This is a genomic window from Candidatus Pelagibacter sp. PS_40 (genome assembly GCF_059417765.1).
In genome coordinates this window covers 359979-378202 of sequence record NZ_CM182064.1, presented here as the reverse complement: position 1 = coordinate 378202, position 18224 = coordinate 359979, and the positions used below count along the sequence as shown (strand labels likewise).

19 protein-coding genes are annotated in these 18224 nt (G+C 32.3%); 11 read left to right on the top strand and 8 right to left on the bottom strand.

Annotated elements, in window-relative coordinates; all coding sequences use genetic code 11:
* Window positions 1-3 precede the first annotated feature (3 nt).
* The 4 genes from AC5SLW_RS02020 (at window position 4) to AC5SLW_RS02005 (ending at window position 4774) form a co-directional block, all read left to right on the top strand.
* Window positions 4-945 carry an ABC transporter substrate-binding protein gene (locus tag AC5SLW_RS02020; protein ID WP_011281961.1) on the top strand — a complete coding sequence of 314 codons (942 nt, stop codon included), beginning with the start codon at window positions 4-6 and terminating at the stop codon, window positions 943-945.
* An 87-nt stretch (window positions 946-1032) separates the two neighbouring features.
* Entirely contained in the window at window positions 1033-1830 is a 798-nt protein-coding gene (locus AC5SLW_RS02015) for an ATP-binding cassette domain-containing protein (RefSeq protein ID WP_494575547.1), read from the top strand.
* Window position 1831: 1 nt separating this feature from the next.
* Window positions 1832-3745: an ABC transporter permease gene (locus AC5SLW_RS02010; protein WP_011281959.1), complete on the top strand. Its 1914-nt coding sequence runs from the start codon at window positions 1832-1834 to the stop codon at window positions 3743-3745.
* 18 nt (window positions 3746-3763) lie between these two features.
* Window positions 3764-4774, top strand: a complete 1011-nt coding sequence (locus AC5SLW_RS02005) for an Ldh family oxidoreductase (RefSeq protein ID WP_020169286.1) — start codon at window positions 3764-3766, stop codon at window positions 4772-4774.
* Here AC5SLW_RS02005 and AC5SLW_RS02000 read toward each other — a convergent pair whose 3' ends face one another.
* Window positions 4775-5917 (bottom strand): epoxide hydrolase family protein, encoded by a 1143-nt coding sequence (locus tag AC5SLW_RS02000; RefSeq protein ID WP_494575544.1) that lies wholly within the window; start codon window positions 5915-5917, stop codon window positions 4775-4777.
* A gap of 49 nt (window positions 5918-5966) precedes the next feature.
* Here AC5SLW_RS02000 and AC5SLW_RS01995 point away from each other — a divergent pair, with 49 nt between their 5' ends.
* On the top strand, window positions 5967-6878 hold the full coding sequence (locus tag AC5SLW_RS01995) for a bifunctional enoyl-CoA hydratase/phosphate acetyltransferase (RefSeq protein ID WP_494575542.1): 912 nt from the start codon (window positions 5967-5969) through the stop codon (window positions 6876-6878).
* A 62-nt stretch (window positions 6879-6940) separates the two neighbouring features.
* Window positions 6941-8227 carry a histidinol dehydrogenase gene (gene hisD, locus AC5SLW_RS01990; protein WP_011281955.1) on the top strand — a complete coding sequence of 429 codons (1287 nt, stop codon included), beginning with the start codon at window positions 6941-6943 and terminating at the stop codon, window positions 8225-8227.
* 1 nt (window position 8228) lies between these two features.
* Here the strand turns inward: hisD and AC5SLW_RS01985 are convergent, their stop codons facing one another.
* The 7 genes from AC5SLW_RS01985 to AC5SLW_RS01955 all read right to left on the bottom strand — a co-directional run bounded on the left by AC5SLW_RS01985 (window position 8229) and on the right by AC5SLW_RS01955 (window position 15438).
* Window positions 8229-8834, bottom strand: a complete 606-nt coding sequence (locus AC5SLW_RS01985; RefSeq protein ID WP_018414003.1) for a LysE/ArgO family amino acid transporter — start codon at window positions 8832-8834, stop codon at window positions 8229-8231.
* 9 nt (window positions 8835-8843) lie between these two features.
* Window positions 8844-10349: an ABC transporter permease gene (locus tag AC5SLW_RS01980; RefSeq protein WP_006997120.1), complete on the bottom strand. Its 1506-nt coding sequence runs from the start codon at window positions 10347-10349 to the stop codon at window positions 8844-8846.
* Window positions 10342-11391 (bottom strand): quaternary amine ABC transporter ATP-binding protein, encoded by a 1050-nt coding sequence (locus AC5SLW_RS01975; protein WP_494575539.1) that lies wholly within the window; start codon window positions 11389-11391, stop codon window positions 10342-10344. The genes AC5SLW_RS01980 and AC5SLW_RS01975 overlap by 8 nt, the downstream gene beginning before the upstream one ends.
* Window positions 11392-11474: 83 nt before the next feature.
* On the bottom strand, window positions 11475-12437 hold the full coding sequence (locus AC5SLW_RS01970) for an ABC transporter substrate-binding protein (protein ID WP_494575537.1): 963 nt from the start codon (window positions 12435-12437) through the stop codon (window positions 11475-11477).
* Between the two features lie 98 nt (window positions 12438-12535).
* Complete coding sequence (locus tag AC5SLW_RS01965) at window positions 12536-14017, bottom strand: aldehyde dehydrogenase (RefSeq protein WP_006997123.1); 1482 nt, start codon at window positions 14015-14017, stop codon at window positions 12536-12538.
* 42 nt (window positions 14018-14059) lie between these two features.
* A complete protein-coding gene (locus AC5SLW_RS01960; protein WP_006997124.1) occupies window positions 14060-15013 on the bottom strand; it encodes a hypothetical protein in 954 nt (317 codons plus the stop codon).
* A gap of 14 nt (window positions 15014-15027) precedes the next feature.
* Window positions 15028-15438 carry a VOC family protein gene (locus tag AC5SLW_RS01955; RefSeq protein ID WP_494575534.1) on the bottom strand — a complete coding sequence of 137 codons (411 nt, stop codon included), beginning with the start codon at window positions 15436-15438 and terminating at the stop codon, window positions 15028-15030.
* Between the two features lie 76 nt (window positions 15439-15514).
* On the opposite strand from AC5SLW_RS01955, the gene epsC reads away from it, so the two are divergent.
* The 5 genes from epsC to AC5SLW_RS01930 are packed head-to-tail and all read left to right on the top strand — an operon-like array spanning window position 15515 to window position 18038.
* Complete coding sequence (gene epsC, locus AC5SLW_RS01950) at window positions 15515-16093, top strand: serine O-acetyltransferase EpsC (RefSeq protein WP_494575532.1); 579 nt, start codon at window positions 15515-15517, stop codon at window positions 16091-16093.
* On the top strand, window positions 16093-17097 hold the full coding sequence (locus tag AC5SLW_RS01945; protein WP_018413998.1) for a cysteine synthase A: 1005 nt from the start codon (window positions 16093-16095) through the stop codon (window positions 17095-17097). Before epsC ends, AC5SLW_RS01945 begins: the two co-directional genes overlap by 1 nt.
* Window positions 17098-17111: 14 nt before the next feature.
* Window positions 17112-17321: a hypothetical protein gene (locus AC5SLW_RS01940; protein WP_006997128.1), complete on the top strand. Its 210-nt coding sequence runs from the start codon at window positions 17112-17114 to the stop codon at window positions 17319-17321.
* Between the two features lie 49 nt (window positions 17322-17370).
* Entirely contained in the window at window positions 17371-17706 is a 336-nt protein-coding gene (locus AC5SLW_RS01935; RefSeq protein ID WP_006997129.1) for a DMT family transporter, read from the top strand.
* A 5-nt stretch (window positions 17707-17711) separates the two neighbouring features.
* Window positions 17712-18038 (top strand): DMT family transporter, encoded by a 327-nt coding sequence (locus AC5SLW_RS01930; protein ID WP_494575529.1) that lies wholly within the window; start codon window positions 17712-17714, stop codon window positions 18036-18038.
* The last annotated feature ends 186 nt before the right edge of the window (window positions 18039-18224 follow it).

The following is an 18224-nucleotide window of genomic DNA, read 5'->3' as shown; positions in this document are numbered from 1 at the left end:
ATAATGAAAAAAATAATTAGTTTTATTCTTGGAACGGTAGTTGCTCTTAACTTATCTATGTCAGTTGCAAATGCAGCTGCTAAAGAAGTTAGAGTTGCATTCTTTTTAGAATGGCCTACTCCAAACCAAGAAGACAAAGTTAAAAAGATGTTTGATAAAGCTCTAGGTGTTCCAGTTAAATGGACTAACTTTTCAAACGGGGGTGCAATGACTGATGCTATGTTAGCTGGAGATATTGATATTTCTTACTCACAAGGCTTAGTGCCATTTATCAATGCTGTTAAATCAAAAGCTCCGCTAAAACTTGTAGATATTGCTATGGAATACGGAATGGGTGGAACAACTTGTGTTACATCTAATGCTTCTGGAATTACAAAAGCTAACGCTTCTGAATTAGAAGGTAAAAAAGTTGCTGTTCCTCTAGGAACAATGGCTGAGTATGTTTTTGATGAAAGTATGAAAGTTGTTGGCGCTGATAAAAGTAAAATGACAGTTATTCAAATGGATCCTGAAGAAGGTGCTGCTGCACTAGTTTCTGGTGATGTTGTAATGGCATGTTTATTTGGTGGAAATTCTATTAAAGCTGCAACTGCAGTTGGAAGTAGATTACTAACAGTTCAAGAAGCGCGTGATGCTGGTATCTTAGGTATTGACATTACATCTGTTACTGACAAATTTATGAAAGAGAACCCAGGTATGCTGAGAACTTTCATAGAAGTAACTCATGAAGCAAATGCTAGATATGCAGCAGGTAAAAGTGATTTAAATGTTATCGCTAAAGATGCTGAGATGAAGCTTGGTGATATGAAAGAAACTTTAAGCGGATTTAAATTTCTTACACCTGAAGAGACTGAAAAATCTATGACTTCTGGAAATCTAAGTGGATTTTTAAAAGGAATGGGTACTCCTAACGGAGCAGTTGATACAAGCTTTTTACCTCTTTAATTTAGAGAGTTAAATAAATTTAAATAGGCGCCAATTTAATAAATTGGTGCCTATTTTTTTAAAAAAATTCTAATATAGTATTGTCTTATGAGTGATTTAATTTCTCAGAATTTAAACATGATCTTTAAAACTCCTAAAGGAGAAACAGTTCATGCATTAAAAGATGTAAACTTTACACTTAAAAAAGGTGAACTTTTAACTGTTCTTGGTCCTTCAGGATGTGGAAAAACAACTCTACTAAATATTACCGCTGGTTTTCTAAGACCCACTTCGGGCGCTATTGCTCTTAATGGTAATGAAATAGATGGTCCTGGTGTTGAACGAGGAATGGTTTTTCAACAAGGTGCTTTATTTGAATGGCTAACGGTTGCAGAGAATGTTGACTTTGGTTTAAGAATGAAAAAAGAAGACCCAGTTAAAACTGCAAAAAAAGTTGAAGAATGGTTAAATATAGTAGGCCTACAAGGTTTTGGAAACACTCCTACTTATCAATTATCTGGAGGTATGCAGCAAAGAGTTGCTCTTGCTAGATGTTTAATTAATGACCCTGATTTAATTTTAATGGATGAACCGTTAGGAGCATTAGATGCATTAACCAGAGAGAAGATGCAGTCTTTAGTTTTAAAAATTTGGAAAGAAACAGGAAAAACAATTATCTTAATCACCCACTCAGTTGAAGAAGCTTTACTACTAGGTGAAAGATTATATGTAATGGCACCAAGACCAGGTCGTATCCATAAAGAATATAATCTTCCTTTTGCATCAATGGGTATTGATGGTGATTTAAGAGAGATAAAAAAAACACCTGACTTTGTAAGCACTAGAGAAGAAATTCTAACTATGATTTGGAATATGGAAGAAGAAATTATGGGTAAAGATATTTAGTATGCTAACAGGTATTATAACATTCGTAGTAATTTTTGCAGTTATTGGATCTATTTTGTATGGAAGAAAATTAGCAAAAACTGAAAAATTAGATGCTGTATTTGGTAACCCTGAAAGAGCTAAAGGTGGAGTTCATTGGGTTATTGTTGGTAGTAGTTTTTTACTATTAACTTGGCTTTACTATTCTTGGGATATGGCGAAATCATTTTATCCCCAGTCTGCAAATGAACTTTGTCAGGTTGCAAAAGTAAACGACTCTTTACTTTCGTTAAAATATTTATTTCCAATTGAAGAACGTGAATTTAAGAGTACTTCAATAATCAAAGGTGAAAACAAAAATATACAAAAACTAGCTAATGAAATTAAAAATTCACCCAATATAAGAGAGCAAGACAAAACTACTCTTTTAAAATTTATTGCAAAAACTCAACAATCAATTCCATTGTTAACTAATATTGACCTTTTAGAAGAAGAAACAAAAAGTCAAATTCGAGATTTAACAAATAGAATTACTTGGTTAACAGAAGATTTTCAAAAAATAAGCTATCCACCAATTAAAAGTATTGAAGAAGAGAACGCAAGAATTGAAGCTTTAAAAAAACAAGGGAAATGGGGAGCCTCTGCAACCGCTGTAGAAAATACAGTTGAAATACCAACTATTCCTGAAACAAAAATGGGTTTAAAATTTGATGCAGCTGCAAAAGAATTAACTCTTATTAGTAATGACTTTTTCAAAATAAGAAATCATAACTATAAATATAAACAGTTAATGAAAGAGATTAAGGATGAGATTAAAGCTTATCGATCTAGTTTAGATAATACCCAAGAAGTAGCTTCTGCATTAGCAAAAGATGTTTTAAAAATTGCTCGAAGAATCGAATACGCAAGTATTTTCCCACCTAATACTCTTGATGATATGCAAAAATCAATAATAGAGTTTGATGAAGTTCAAAAGAAAGAGCAAGGTGTTTTAAGACTAGTTGATATTTTTTTATTTCCTGCAGGTACAATTGTTTCAAGTGGACCAAATTGTTCTGAGCAAGGATCTGGAAGATGGTTACCAAAACCGTCTGATACCTTTAATAAATTTGTGCTACTCCTTAAACCCAGTATTGGATTTAAAAACGTACCTCTAATTTGGTATGAAATGATGGATGTAAGTAAAATAGTTGGTTTTATATTACCTGATTGGATTGCAGATGCTATGCCTGGGGCATATCCAATTCATAATGCTGATGGAACTGTTACTCCAAACTTTAAGAGTAAAGTCTTAAGTGTTGTTACAGGTGAGTTTAAATTATTTAAGATACCAGTTCCGATGGGTCATATCTGGGATTCTTTTTTAAGAGTTCTCCTAGGTTTAGTACTTGGAATTATTTTTGGTGTACCACTAGGATTATTTATGGGTTTAAACAGATTTGCTAAAGGATTTTTTGATCCATTAATTGAACTATATAGACCGGTACCCCCATTAGCTTGGGCTCCTCTAGTTATTACTGTATTTGGAATTGATAATGTTGGGAAAGTTTTCTTATTATTTATGGTTTCATTTTCAATTATGATCATCTCTGCTAGAGCAGGAGCTGCTGGTACGCAGTTGTCTAAAATTCATGCTTCACACTCACTTGGTGCATCTAAATGGCAAATATTAAGACATGTAATATTTCCAAACTCATTACCAGAAATTTTAACAGGGGTTAGAGTTGCTGTTGGAATGTGTTGGGGAACTTTGGTTGCAGCTGAATTTTTAGCCGGTACTACAGGTATTGGATTTGTTGAAAACGTTGCTAAAAAATACTTCCAATATGAAGTTATTTGGATCACTATTTTTGTAATGGGTATGTTAGGTTTATTATTTGATGTTGCTTTAAGAAAAATAATTGACAAAACAATTCCATGGCATGGTAAAGGTTAATCAAACTTTTATTAAACTATGAAATCTTCGAAATTAAAAAGAATTATTAAAGATATCTTTATTAAGTATAAATTAAACAAAGATCATGCCACTATTTGTGCTGAAGCCTTAATCAATGCAGAATTAGTTGGTGCTCCATCACATGGTTTATCTAGACTTAAGATGTACTGTGACCGTATTTCTAAAAAAGTTATTAATCCAAAAGCTAAAATTAAAGTTAAAAAAATTTCTCAATCCATTGCCCATGTTGATGGTAACAATAGTATTGGCTTTGTTGCAGCAGATACCGCTATTAAAACTGCTATAAACAATGCTAAAAAAACTGGAATTGGCTTAGTTGCAGTTAAGAATAGTGGTCATTATGGTTTATCTGGTTATTACGCAGAGCAAGCAGTTAAAAAAGGTTTAATGGTAATGATATTTACTAATGCACCTCCAGCAGTTGCACCTCATGGAGCTTTAAAAAGTTTATTTGGAACAAACCCTATTTGTTTTGGAACACCCACTGGATCAAAGGTTCCTTTTATTTTAGATACTTCAATCTCAATGATTAATAGAGGAAAAATTAGAGTTGCAGCAAGAGAAGGAACTAAAATTCCTGAAGGAGTTGCTTTAGATAAATTTGGTAAACCAACAACGGATCCTAAAAAAGCATTAGAGGGTGTTCAATTACCAATAGCTGGTTTTAGGGGCTCTGGATTAGCTTGGATGGTTGATATTTTAAGTGGTGTATTAACAGGTGGTAATCATGCAGGTAGAGTTAAAGATCCATTTACCGATTTTAGTGGTCCACAAAATATTGGTCACCTATTTTTTGTTTTAAAGCCTAATTTATTTGTCGGAAATTCTTTCAATAAAAGAATAAAAGACAATATCAAAACTATAAAAAGACTTCCCAAGATAAAAGGTGTTAAAGAAATTCTTTACCCAGGACAAAGTAAGTTTAATAGGTTTAAAAGTAATCTTAAAAAAGAAATTAATATTTCAAAAGCTGTTTTAAAAGACTTGGAATATTTACAAAGTATCTAACTATCGTACAGATCTTGAAAACTTTACAAGATCATTAACAAGAAGTTCAGGTTCCTCAAGGGCTGCAAAATGTCCACCCCTCGGCATCTCTGTCCATTGAGTAATATTAAACATTCTATCTACATAAGATTTTGGTGGCCACTCAGACATTTCTGCTGGAAAAATTGCTGCAGCTGTTGGAATTTCTATTTTTTTAAAATCTTTAGGAAAAAAACGTCCACCCTCTTCTCTTCTTCCGTAATAAATCCAAGTAGCTGTGTTGAAAGTTTTTGTAACTACATAAACCATAATATTAGCTAAGAGTGTATCTTTTGAATAAACACTTTCAATATTGTTATCTTTTAAATCAGACCATGAGTACATTTTTTCAATAATCCATGCTGCAATTCCAACAGGACTGTCCATCATTCCATAACTTAAAGTTTGAGGTTTAGTTGCTTGTTGAGTTCTATATCCATCTTGCATTATTTGATCTTGATTAAATCTTTGTTGCCATTCTTTCTCTTGTTTTGTTTGTGGACCATCAGGGTGGCGCATTGTTAAACAATTAATGTGAATTGCCTTACATGATTTTGAATAATCATAACCAATCCAGTTTGCAATAGTTGCTCCCCAATCACCTCCTTGTGCTAAATAGTTTTTATAACCAAGGTTTTTTGTCATCAGTTTATTTAAAGTATTGGCTATTTTTCTTGGTCCCATGGGTCTTGAAGGTCTCCCAGAAAAACCAAAGCCAGGTAATGATGGGACCACTACATCAAAAGCATCTTCAATATTTCCACCAAATTTTTCAGGGTGTGCAAGTCTTTCTATAATATGTAAAAACTCAATTACCGATCCAGGCCATCCATGCATAAGAAGTAAAGGTGTTGGGTTGGACCCACTTCCCTTTTCATGAATAAAATGTATTTCGATATCATCTACAATAGTTGTGAAATTTGGAAATTGATTTATTTCTGCCTCATGTTTTCTCCAATCAAAATCTTTAATCCAATAATTTGAGATCTCTTTCATATAATCAAGATTACTTCCATATTTCCAGCCACCATCATCTGGCATTTCATGCCATGGGTAATTTTTTACTTTAGTGTATATTTCTTGAAGTACTTTATCGGGAATATCTAATTTAAAAGGCTTAATCATTATCAATTTACAGTATATACTTTTTAAAAATTCAGACTAAATATACCTCATGCTTTCAAATAAAGAAATTGTTTGTCCTAATAACCTTCTGGATCATGCACATAAGAAAAAAGGTGTTAATGCTGCAATCGTAAATGCAGGATTGCCTTTACCAATGCTTTCAGTTCAAGATGCTGTTAATGAAAATTTAATAACACCTATCTTTATAGGGAATAAAAAAGAAATTCTTAAATGTGCTGAAGATTTAAAATGGGATATTTCAAAATTTGAAATCATTGATGAACCTGTTGAGAATAATACTGCTGCTATTGCTGCAAAACTCGCTAGCCAAGGTAAAGTAAAAATTATTGTTAAGGGTCATATTCATACGGATGTCTTAATGAAAGAAATTTTAAAAAGAGATTATAATTTGCTTGGTAAAACTAGACTTAGTCACATCTGGCATATGACGAATAATAAAGATGACAAGCCACTTATAATCACTGATGGTGCTTTAAATGTTTTGCCCAATGTAAAAACAAAAATGCATATTTTAAGAAATGTAATTGATTTTTCAAACCGTATAGGAATTGAAAGGCCCAAAATTGCAATTCTATCAGCAACAGAAGAAATTTTAGATAGTGTACCAAGCTCTATCGATGCAGATGAAATTACAAAACTTGCAAAAGAAGAAAATTTAAATGCTGATGTTTTTGGTCCCTTGGCATTTGATAATAGTATTTCAAAAAAATCTGCCGCTATAAAAGGTGTTAAAAATATTGTAGCTGGTAATGCAGATGTATTGCTAGTTCCAAGTGTTGAAACCGGAAATAGTTTGGTTAAAATGATGATTTATTTTATGGGAGCTTGTGCAGCTGGTGTAGTAGTAGGTGGTAAAGTTCCAATAGTAATTACTAGTAGATCTGATGAAGCACAAGCTAGATTAGCCTCTATTGCTGCAGCTGTTGTTGCTTTAGACTAATTCTTCATTGAAATAATGGCATTAATGTTTTAAATAAAGCTTCAAAATTAGAGAGGGAAACAATGGCTATAACGTACTTAAAAAAATCACCTAAAACATCTTCAACGGACGATACTAAAACAACTGGAATTGTTCAGGATTTATTAAAAAATATCGAAACTACAAAAGAACAAGGTTGTATCGATCTTACAAAAAAATTTGATAAGTACGATGGAGAAATCATCGTTTCTAAAGAAAGAATTGAAGAAATTAAAAAAACATTAGATCAAAAAACAAAAGATGATGTTCAATTTTCATATGAAAGAGTTAGAAAATTTGCTGAAGCTCAATTAAAAAATTATGGTCAAGATTTTGAAGTAGAGCTTTCTGATGGACTTTTTGCTGGTCAAAAATTAATACCTGTAAATACTGCTGGATGTTATGTACCAGGAGGTCGTTATGCACACATTGCATCAGCTGTTATGAGTGTAACAACAGCAAAGGTTGCTGGTGTAAAAAACGTTATTGCCTGTAGTCCTCCAAAAGAAGGAGTGGGTGCACATCCAACAATTATTTATACCGCAGATCTTTGTGGTGCTGATGTAATTTTAAATTTAGGTGGTGTTCCTGCAATTGCAGCAATGACTAATGGCTTATTTAATAACCCTCCTGCAGACATTATCGTTGGTCCTGGAAATCAATTTGTTGCTGAAGCTAAAAGAATTTTATTTGGAAAAGTGGGTATTGACTTGTTTGCTGGTCCTACTGAGATTGGAATTATTGCTGACGCTAAAGCTGACCCTGAGATAGTTGCTGTAGATTTAGTGGGTCAAGCTGAGCATGGTTATAATTCACCTTGTTGGTTATACACAACGAGTAAAGAGCTTGCAGAAAAAGTAATGAAAAGAGTTCCAGAATTAATTGCTGAACTACCAGAAGTTCCAAGAACAAACGCAGATGCAGCGTGGAGAGATTATGGTGAAGTTATCCTTTGTGATACTGATGAAGAAATGGCAACTATTAGTGATGAGTATGCTCCAGAACACTTAGAAGTTCAGACAGAAAATTTAGAGTGGTTTCACAAAAGACTTACAAACTATGGTTCTTTATTTATTGGAGAAGAAACAACTGTTGCTTATGGAGATAAATGTTCAGGAACTAATCATATACTACCAACTAAAGGTGCGGGAAGATATACGGGTGGATTATTCGTTGGTAAGTTTGTTAAAACTTTAAGTTTTCAAAGAATGACAAAAGAATCTACTGAATTAGTTGGTGCAGCAGCTGCAAGAATTTCTAGATATGAAGGAATGGAAGCACATGCAAGAACAGGCGACGTTAGGCTTAAAAAGTACGGTTATTCTAGTTAAATTATATAATTTCCATTAGCACTGTTAAAGCCAAAATAGACATAAAAAGAATAATCAAATAATTTATTCTTTTCCACACTGTTGCACTTTTAAGATATTTAGAAAAATATTTTGAAAGATATCCTATTATAAAAAAAAATAGGAATGAAGAAATGGCTGCCCCAGCACCAAAGTAATACTTATCCACTTGACTAAGGCTTTTAGAGAAGTTTCCAAGGAAAAACACAGTGTCTGAATAAACATGTGGATTAAGAAAAGTAAAACCTAAAGTTTTAACTACAATGTTAGATAAATTATTAGTTTTACTATCCACATCAAATGAAGTTTCTGAAACTTTAGTTTTAATTTTTCCCCAAATAAAATGTAATAAAAATATTAAAAGTAAAATATTAAAAACTAACTCAATAATTGGAGTAAAAAAATAATTCAGATACTGAAATAAAAAAATTCCTAAAAAAATTAATAAAAAGTCTGAAATTGAACAAATTAAACATACAATAAAAATATATTGTTTTTTTAAGCCTTGTTCTATGACAAATATATTTTGAGCACCTATTGCAAGAATTAAACTTAACCCAGTTAAAAAACCTAATATTAAATAATCCATTAAGTTTTATTAAACTCTTTTTTTACCCTGAACAACCCTATCAAGTATTAATGCAACAAATAAAATAGCTATACCCGCAAGTATACCTTGTCCAACATTAGCATATTGCAATGCCTCAAGAACATCTTGACCTAAACCTTTTGCACCAATTAGGGATGCTACAACTACCATGGCTAAACTTAACATTACTGTTTGGTTCACACCTGCTAAAATTGAAGGTGTAGCTAGTGGCAGATCTACTTTTCTCAGCAAATACCATTTAGTTGCACCGTATGCGATAGCAGCTTCTCGAATTGTTTCTGGCACTCCACGTAACCCTAAAACTGTAAGTCTTACAACAGGTGTACCACCAAAAATCATTGTAATAATTACTGCTGCAACCTTTCCAGTTCCAAAAAACGCTATTACTGGAATCATAAATACAAAAGCTGGCATTGTTTGCATGAAATCCATTATCGGTCTAATTAATGAATAAAATCTTTGTCGTCTTGCACAGAAAATTCCAAGCGGAATTCCAATTGCTATACTTAAAACTGCAGCAGTTCCTAATAAGGCAAGTGTAGTCATTGCTTTAACCCAGAAACCTAAAAAACCCATGTAACATAAAAATCCTGTAGAATAAATTGCAGCCCTGGGTCCTGCAGATAACCCAGTTAAAGTTACAATTGCAGTTATAATTACAATCCAAGGAGTTTTAACAAACAATAATTCTAAGAAATCTAATACGGACCTAATACCAATTGTTATAGCTGTAAAAATTAAATCTCCTTTAACAACGGCATAATCAAAAACAATTTCTATCCATTTAATTGAAAATAATCTTATTTCAGGATGTGTTGGGAACGTATCCATTATCTGAAGTAAGCCCGGAAAACTGTAATGGATAACTGTAAAAATCATTATAACAGAGGTAAAAACACCACTTAAAATGTAATTTTTCATCTGCATTCCTGGATGAATAGATTTATCGGATAACCATTCAGAATATTTCTTTTCTAAAATTGAATTTGCCAAAACACCCTGAACAATTTTAACTCCTATCAATAAAATAAAACCAAAAATTGCTATCCAAATTGCTGAAGCTTCTATTCTCGTAATTTCATCTAAATAACCTTGCATAGCATCCTCTAAGGATTTTATGTTTCTTTCAAAGACATCAATTTTGTCTGGATTATTTTCTATCGCAGCTTCTAATTGTTTATTTCTAAAGGCTATAGTGCTTTTTACTTGTTCAACTTTAGCAATGGCCTCTGCTGTAATATTACCAAATAAACCTCTGATTATTTGTACTACTGAAAAAGTTTCAATAATTAAAAAAGCTAAAGTCCAATTCCAAATATTACGCATTCCAAACCAAATTGGTCCAAATATGAATGCAAATAAATTAAATGAAAATGAGTAAGTAGGCTTGCTACCAATTTTTTTAAACTCTTTAATATAATAGTCTGGATTACTTTTTACAAAGTCAGTAATTAATTCATCTCTTGATGGGTTTCTGTTTGCTTTATTATCCATCACTACCCTCTACAACAGCTTTTAATAAGTCTGCCTGTGTTATTATACCAATATTTTTGTTTTCATTATTAATTACTAATATCGGCTCATCCTTAATAGAAGATTTTTCTATCAACTTATTTAGTAAATCATTTTCATGAACGCTTTCTAAATTTTTTGATATTAATCCAAATTCTTTTTCAAATTTCTCAACAGGCTGCATGATAGATTTTGCTTGAATAATTTTTAATCTAGATATTCCTTTTACAAAATCAGCTACATAATCGTCTGCAGGCTTCATAACTATTTCTTCTGGTGTTCCTATCTGAATAACTTTTCCATCTCTCATGATAGCAATTCTATGCCCTACTCTCACAGCTTCATCTAGATCGTGAGTTATAAACACTGTAGTTTTTTTCATTTGTTTTGAAAGCTTGATAAATTCTGCTTGAAGCTGTCTTCTAATTAATGGATCTAATGCACTAAATGGTTCATCCATTAATAAAACATCAGGATCTGCTGCTAAAGCTCTTGCTAATCCTACCCTTTGTTGCATTCCACCTGATAGTTCATGAGCAAATTTATTTCCCCAACCCTGAAGCTCTACGATATCTAGAATTTTATTAGCAACATCCAATCTATCATTTTTACTAATACCTCTTATTTCAAGTGGCATTGCTATATTGTCTAAGACTGATCTGTGAGGCATTAAAGCAAAGTTTTGGAAAACCATGCCTATCTTTTTATTCCTTAAATCTTGCAAACTTTTTGGATCAAATTTCATCACATCTTCGTTATTAATTAAAATTTGTCCTGAGGTAGGTTCTAATAATCTATTAATATGTCTCACTAAAGTGGATTTACCACTTCCTGAAAGCCCCATTACACAGAATATTTCACCCTTTTTAACGTCAAAAGAGACATCGGATACACCAATTACTGAATTATATTTTTCTAAAGCTTCCTGTTTTGAAATACGATTATTTTGAATGGCATTTAATGCTTCTTCAGAAGTATTACCAAATATCTTCCAAACATTTTTTATTTCAATAGCTGAGTCCATCAGATCCGTTCGAAAATTTAATAATTTTTTTAAGAGAAATACCCGGCAACAAATAAAGTTGCCGGGTAAAAATTTAATTTAATTTAAAGTCCTAACCAACCATCAACTTTAGACTTATTGTTTTTCATCCATGTTCTAGCAACATCAGCTGGTTGTTTTTTTTCAACTGAAATTGCATACGCCATAGCTGACACATCATCTCCTGTTAACTGGAAGTTCTTAAAAAACTCAACAATAGCTGGAGATTTTGCTTCTAGAGAAGTACCCCAACCAATTTGGATTTGTTTAAGAGCATCTTTTGATGCAACATAAGATTTTTTGTACCAGTCAGCATCTTCTTTAGGCTGAACCATTTTGTATTTAGCTGGATCATGTTTTGGTTCTGTCAACATAACTACGTCAGCCATTCCCCAAATTGCATGTGGCTTGTAACAATAAAACGCATAACCTTCACCTTTTTTAATTGAGTCAAGTACTCTTGCATTTTTTACAGCTTCAGCAGTTCTGATTGCTTCGATACCCGCATCATATAAACCATAATCTCTAAGTTTTACTTGGTTTACATTTGCAGAAGCCCATCCATCAGCACCAATCCAAAACTCACCTTTACCATTTCCATCACTGTCCATTGCTTTCACAACTTCTGGTCTAGCTAAGTCTTCAATTGCTGTAATATTCATTTTTTTAGCAAATTGTTGAGACACACAATATCCTTGGTTTCCTTCGTAAGGTTTTGAACTTAACTTAAGAGTTCCTTTAGGAACTAGATCGTTAGTATAAGCCTGTTGATTAGGTAACCAGATATCAGGGTGAACTTCTATTTCACCTTTGCTTCTATCAATTGCACCGTAGATTGCAGTGTTGTTTCCTGGAACTAATTCTGCTTCTCCACCCATTTTGTCATTAACAACTGCTGCTAATAAATTTGCAATAGCCGTTGCACCTGTCCAACCTGGATCTCCTATTTTAACTTTCTCAGCAAATGTTGAAAAAGTAGCAAATAAAGAAATTAAACCAGCTACAAGTGTAGTTTTTATTATTTTCATTATATCCCTCTCGATTAATTTAAAAACGAAGCATAACTTATAACTTTTGAACAAGTCAAAGAAAATTAGCTACTTATTATGATTGCTATGATTAAGTTTTAAGAGTGACTAATCCAAATAGTCTTAGTTTGAAGGTATTGATCTAGTGCTTCTGTACCTTGATCTCTACTTAAAGATCCAGATTGTCTATATCCACCAAAAGGTGTTTTAATATCACCTTCAGAAAAAGTATTAACTGAAACAGTTCCACATGGAAGGCTTTTAGCCATATGAAAAGCTCTATCAATATCTTGAGTGAAAACACTTGCATGCAATCCATACTTTGAATTGCTTGCAATTTTTAAAGCTTCTTCATCACTATTGATTGTAAGAACACCAAGTACTGGACCAAAAATTTCTTCTTGAGCAATTGTCATATTTTCTTTTAAATCATCAAAAAGAGTTGGTTTTGCAAAAAATCCTTTTTGATCACTACTTGAAACACCTCCAAATAATAATTTAGCTCCTTCATCAATTCCTTTTTGAATATATCCATCAACTGTTGCTAGATGTTTTTTAGAAATCATTGATCCCATATTACTTTCTGGATCAAGTGGATCTCCAGCTTTAAGAGCTTTAACTTTTTTTGAAACTTTATCTAAAAATTCATCTTTAACTTTACTGTGAATTATTTGCCTCATGTTCGCAGAGCAATTTTGTCCACCATTCCAAAATGCAGAATTAATTGCATTATCAATTAAATCATCTGTAATCTTTGCATCTTCTAAAACTATGAACGGACTTTTACCACCCATCTCCAAACCTATTGTCTTTAAATTACTTTCACCAGAATATTTCATAAACAATCCACCAACTTCTGTTGAACCAGTAAATGAAACTGCATCAACATCATTGTGTCTACCAAGTGCTTCACCCACATCTCCAAAACCAGGAACAATATTTAAAACTCCATCTGGAATTCCAGCTTCTTTAGCAATTTGAGCAACTCTAATTGCAGTTAAAGGCGTGTCTTCTGCTGGTTTAATTATAACTGAACATCCTGCGGCTAATGCTGGTGCCATTTTCCAAACTGCCATCATTAGTGGAAAGTTCCAAGGAACAACTCCTGCAACAACACCTATTGGTTCTTTAACAATTAAACTAGTTAATGATGGTTCTGTTGGTCCAACTTTACCAAATACTTTATCTATTAATTCTCCGTACCATTGAAAATGCATTGGAGCATCATTTGCAACCTCATTAATGCAGTCTCCAATTAATTTTCCAGTATCTACACATTCAAGAACAGAATTTTCTTCTCCAGTTTGTCTTAGTAGTTCCGCAAATTTCAGTAAGACATCTTTTCTAAATTCTGGAGATGTTCTAGACCAAACACCACTATTAAAAGCTTTTCTTGATACTTTTACCGCAAGGTCTACATCCTTATGATTACATTTTGCAACAGAACAAAGAGTTTCACCCGTTGCAGGGTTTATATTTTCAAATTTTTCACCATCAATGGCATCGACATATTTACCGTTAATAAAAGCTCTACCTTCAAATTTTAGATTTTTAGAAATTTTTTTATAGTCGATTGTCATTTAAGATTTAAAGCTAATATCTTAAGTGTGCTAAAGCAAGATTTATTTCATCTCACCAAAGAAACCAAACTTTTCTCCAGACTTTGCAAATTTTCCAGTCCAGTCTCTCCAATTGCAAGTTGGTGCAATTCTATTTTTATACCACTTGTTAGATTTTTTAGCTTTTTGCATTATTTTAACTAACTTAGGGTGAGTGTATTTTCCAAGATTTCTTTCACACATTATCTCATAAGGATTGTATGGATCTTCTGAGGTTGGTGTTAGATAAACGCTATCTATAAGCTGAGGGCATCCTTCAATATTATGAGTGTACAAATTTCTATTAAGCTTTGTTCCATAACTTAACTGATGACCACTTTTATCATCTTTTTGATTTGTGTAATGAATTTTTCCCATGCCTTTAATACATTTAATTCCCATTAATTGAGTATGCAAAATCTCATGAAGGTTAATATTTAAAAAATCTTTTTCATGTTTCATTACATCTCCAGATCTACCATTACTTTTAACAAATATTCCACCTATTCCAACACCAGCATCTCCACCATGATTTCCTCTATCAACATCGGTCCATAGGAAATATGTTTTCTTTTTATTGTTAAAACCACCAACTTGATTGAAATAATGACCCATTTGAGTGTTAACACTTTTATCTTGTAATTCTTTCCAGTTTTTACTGGTTCTAATAAATGTGATATCTAGTTTTCCATCTTTTCTGTAATCATATCTGTATTTTTTACCTACCCCACCTGAACCCTTATTTGCTTTTGTAGCTTCAAACATTGTATTGTTTACTTTTTCTAAAATACCTTCCATGCTACCATTTATATCTAGCTCTCTGTCTTCACCATCAGATGGTAATAAATATATAAAGTGAATTTGGTGTTCGTCTGTTACATCTGGCTGGTCTTCAAAAAATCTACCTGGTTTTTCGTCTGCTGATACTAGCGATGTATTAAGAAGTAAGGAAAAAAAAAGAATTAATAAAATTTTCATTTTTATCAATAATGTTATTCTGGATTTGCAGTCAGTGTTTTAATTTCTAAAATATTTTCATTAGGATCTTTAACAAAGAATGTTTCTTGTTCATACTTCGTACCTTTAAACCTTAAATAAGGCTCATCATAATATTTTGTATTGTTGTCTGTTAATCTCTTTTTTAGTGAATTAAAATTTTCTCTAGATAAATGTACACCGAAATGAGGAACAGAAACGTTACCCATATCTACATCGTGTCTTTCACTTTCAAGCTTATGCTCGCTTGCATGAAGAGTTAATTCATTTCCCCAAAAATCTACATCTGCCCATTCTTGAGCCGAGTTATCTAATCGACAGCCCAATATTTCATTGTAAAAATGTTTTGCTTTCTCTAAATCGCCACAAGGTATTGCTAAATGAAAACAGTTGGTGTTTTTGTACATAGATTTTCCTCTTTAAATTGCTTATTTAAAGCTTATATAAAGCAATATAAAATTATAATCAACACTAGCAAAAAAAATGAATGACTTTTTACAATCTATAATTGACAGAGACCCTGCGGCAAAATCTAAACTAAGTTTAATTTTAACTTACCCTGGTGTTAAAGCAGTTTTTTTTCATAGAATTGCTAATTTTTTTCAACTCGCTAAATTTCATTTAGTTGCAAGAATAATTTCTCAACTCTCTAGGTTTTTTACTGGAATAGAAATTCACCCAGGTGCTAAGATTGGAAAAAATTTATTTATTGACCATGGTATGGGTGTTGTAATCGGTGAGACTTCTGAAATTGGAAATAATGTAACCATTTATCATATGGCAACATTAGGTGGGATCGCACCAAGTATTAATTCAAACGAACAGAGACAAGTTAAAAGACACCCCACATTAGTTGATTGTGTTGTCGTTGGTTCTGGTGCACAAATATTAGGCCCTGTAATAATTGGTGCTAATGCTAAAATTGGAGCTAATGCAGTAGTTACAAAAGATGTTCCCGAAAATGCAGTAATGGTTGGAATACCTGCTAAAAATGTTGGTACAGCAACTGAAGAATTTAAACCTTATGCGGTAGAAGAGGTAGATAAAAATACTTCAAGTTAATGAAAAATATTCAAGACAACTTTATTTCTGGAATTGGTAATACACCTTTAATCAAACTTAGAGCTGCATCAGAGATTACTGGTTGTAATATTTATGGTAAAGCTGAATTCATGAATCCAGGTGGCTCTGTAAAAGACAGAGCAGCACTTGCTTTAATTAGAGATGCTGAAGACAAAAAATTAATCTCTAAAGGTGGAACAATTGTTGAAGGTACTGCTGGTAATACTGGTATTGGCTTATGTCTACTTGGTAATTCACTTGGTTATAAAACAATCATAGTAATGAATGACAACCAAACACAAGAAAAAAAAGATCTTCTTAGAAATATTGGTGCTGATTTAAGGCTGGTTCCAGCTAAACCTTATAAAGATGATGCTAATTTTGTAAAGGTTGCAGCAAAACTTGCTGATGAATTAAGACCTTCAAATAATAATGGAGTTGTTTGGGCTAATCAGTTTGACAATGTTGCAAATGCTAAAGGTCATTATGAAGGAACAGGACAAGAAATTTGGGAACAAACCGAAGGTAAAGTTGATGGCTTTGTATGTTCATCTGGAACAGGTGGAACGATTTCAGGAGTAAGTAACGCTCTTAAAGAAAAGAATAAAGATATAAAAATATTTTTATCTGATCCAAAAGGCTCTGCTCTTTACAATTATATAAAAAATGGAGAATTAAAATCTGAAGGTGGTTCAATTACTGAAGGAATTGGCTCAAGTAGAGTAACAAAGAATTTTGAAAATGCTAAAATTGATGATGCTTATTCAATTGATGACCATGAAGCACTACCAATACTTTATGATCTAATTCAAAATGAAGGTTTAAGCCTTGGTACTAGTTGTGGAATTAATATTGCTGGTGCAATTAGACTAGGTAAAGAGCTTGGTCCTGGAAAAACTATTGTAACAATTCTTTGTGATAAAAGTGATAAGTACGCTACTAAAATGTTTAACAAATCTTTTCTTGAAGAAAAAGGATTACCTTTTCCTAATTGGATTGATTAAATTTAAATAAAATTATGACTGGTCAAAGACGTTGGTTAAAAATTTGGGCAAGAACTGTTGGAATGCCAATAGGTATTAATGACAAAGATAAACCTGAATTTTTACCTATAAAACAAACCGATGTTAAAAAAGCATTAGCTTTTAGAACATTTTGGATAGCGCTTCATGTGTTAACTTGCCTATTAATTATTGCTGGTAACGGCCGTGTAATGGGTTGGTGGTAATATCTAAATAATTATATATCTCTAACAATATTTCATTTAAGATAATTAGATGAATCTTACTGGCGGCTACATATTTCTAGTGTTAGCAATAATACTTGGTATTTCATCCAATGGTTTCTTAAAAGCTACAGAAGGCTTTACAAATATTTATCCTACTATTTTTTGCATTATTACAATTGTTGCATGTATCTTTTGTTTATCTAAGGCAATGACCATTATACCCGTTGGCTTTACTTACGCTACTTACGGGGGGCTCACTATTACAGCTGTAACAATCTTTGGTGTTGTAAAATATAATCAAACACCAAACCTTTATGCTGTTCTTGGAATATCTTTAATTATTATTGGTGTTATATTACTAAACACAATGGGAAAAACTAATTAATGAATATGACAACTTCCTACTTATTTCTAGCTTTAGCAGTAGTACTAGGTGTTGCTTCAAATAGTTTTGCAAAAAGCGCTGAAGGTTTTACTCTACTTGTTCCAAGTATTATTACGGCAATTACTATAGTTTTATGCATGTATGCCTTATCAATGGTGATGAAAAATATTCCAATGGGAATTACTTACGCATCATTTGCGGGTCTTGCGATTATCTCAACTGTAGGTGTTGGCATAATCAAATATAATCAAGTTCCAAATCTTTATTCGATAGTTGGTTTATGTTTTATTATTGTGGGTGTACTAATGGTAAATCTTTTAGGGAATAATTAATAAAATTATTTAAATAAAGCTAGTTTGGAGAGTTTCTAAAATTATCGAAATCCTACAGTTTTGCTAGGTTGCATTCAATAAATATATTTAACATAAAGTGAAATAAATATTTTGAATACAATATTCAAAAATGTTACTCTATAAATATCAATAAAGGAGGATGATTATGAATTTATCACCACCTGA

What these genes read in the sequence shown, in the direction of transcription:
- AC5SLW_RS02020 (WP_011281961.1), top strand. Translation starts at nt 4, where the DNA reads ATGAAAAAAATAATTAGTTTTATTCTTGGAACGGTAGTTGCTCTTAAC.
- AC5SLW_RS02015 (WP_494575547.1), top strand. Translation starts at nt 1,033, where the DNA reads ATGAGTGATTTAATTTCTCAGAATTTAAACATGATCTTTAAAACTCCT.
- AC5SLW_RS02010 (WP_011281959.1), top strand. Translation starts at nt 1,832, where the DNA reads ATGCTAACAGGTATTATAACATTCGTAGTAATTTTTGCAGTTATTGGA.
- AC5SLW_RS02005 (WP_020169286.1), top strand. Translation starts at nt 3,764, where the DNA reads ATGAAATCTTCGAAATTAAAAAGAATTATTAAAGATATCTTTATTAAG.
- AC5SLW_RS02000 (WP_494575544.1), bottom strand. Translation starts at nt 5,917, where the DNA reads ATGATTAAGCCTTTTAAATTAGATATTCCCGATAAAGTACTTCAAGAA.
- AC5SLW_RS01995 (WP_494575542.1), top strand. Translation starts at nt 5,967, where the DNA reads ATGCTTTCAAATAAAGAAATTGTTTGTCCTAATAACCTTCTGGATCAT.
- hisD (WP_011281955.1), top strand. Translation starts at nt 6,941, where the DNA reads ATGGCTATAACGTACTTAAAAAAATCACCTAAAACATCTTCAACGGAC.
- AC5SLW_RS01985 (WP_018414003.1), bottom strand. Translation starts at nt 8,834, where the DNA reads ATGGATTATTTAATATTAGGTTTTTTAACTGGGTTAAGTTTAATTCTT.
- AC5SLW_RS01980 (WP_006997120.1), bottom strand. Translation starts at nt 10,349, where the DNA reads ATGGATAATAAAGCAAACAGAAACCCATCAAGAGATGAATTAATTACT.
- AC5SLW_RS01975 (WP_494575539.1), bottom strand. Translation starts at nt 11,391, where the DNA reads ATGGACTCAGCTATTGAAATAAAAAATGTTTGGAAGATATTTGGTAAT.
- AC5SLW_RS01970 (WP_494575537.1), bottom strand. Translation starts at nt 12,437, where the DNA reads ATGAAAATAATAAAAACTACACTTGTAGCTGGTTTAATTTCTTTATTT.
- AC5SLW_RS01965 (WP_006997123.1), bottom strand. Translation starts at nt 14,017, where the DNA reads ATGACAATCGACTATAAAAAAATTTCTAAAAATCTAAAATTTGAAGGT.
- AC5SLW_RS01960 (WP_006997124.1), bottom strand. Translation starts at nt 15,013, where the DNA reads ATGAAAATTTTATTAATTCTTTTTTTTTCCTTACTTCTTAATACATCG.
- AC5SLW_RS01955 (WP_494575534.1), bottom strand. Translation starts at nt 15,438, where the DNA reads ATGTACAAAAACACCAACTGTTTTCATTTAGCAATACCTTGTGGCGAT.
- epsC (WP_494575532.1), top strand. Translation starts at nt 15,515, where the DNA reads ATGAATGACTTTTTACAATCTATAATTGACAGAGACCCTGCGGCAAAA.
- AC5SLW_RS01945 (WP_018413998.1), top strand. Translation starts at nt 16,093, where the DNA reads ATGAAAAATATTCAAGACAACTTTATTTCTGGAATTGGTAATACACCT.
- AC5SLW_RS01940 (WP_006997128.1), top strand. Translation starts at nt 17,112, where the DNA reads ATGACTGGTCAAAGACGTTGGTTAAAAATTTGGGCAAGAACTGTTGGA.
- AC5SLW_RS01935 (WP_006997129.1), top strand. Translation starts at nt 17,371, where the DNA reads ATGAATCTTACTGGCGGCTACATATTTCTAGTGTTAGCAATAATACTT.
- AC5SLW_RS01930 (WP_494575529.1), top strand. Translation starts at nt 17,712, where the DNA reads ATGACAACTTCCTACTTATTTCTAGCTTTAGCAGTAGTACTAGGTGTT.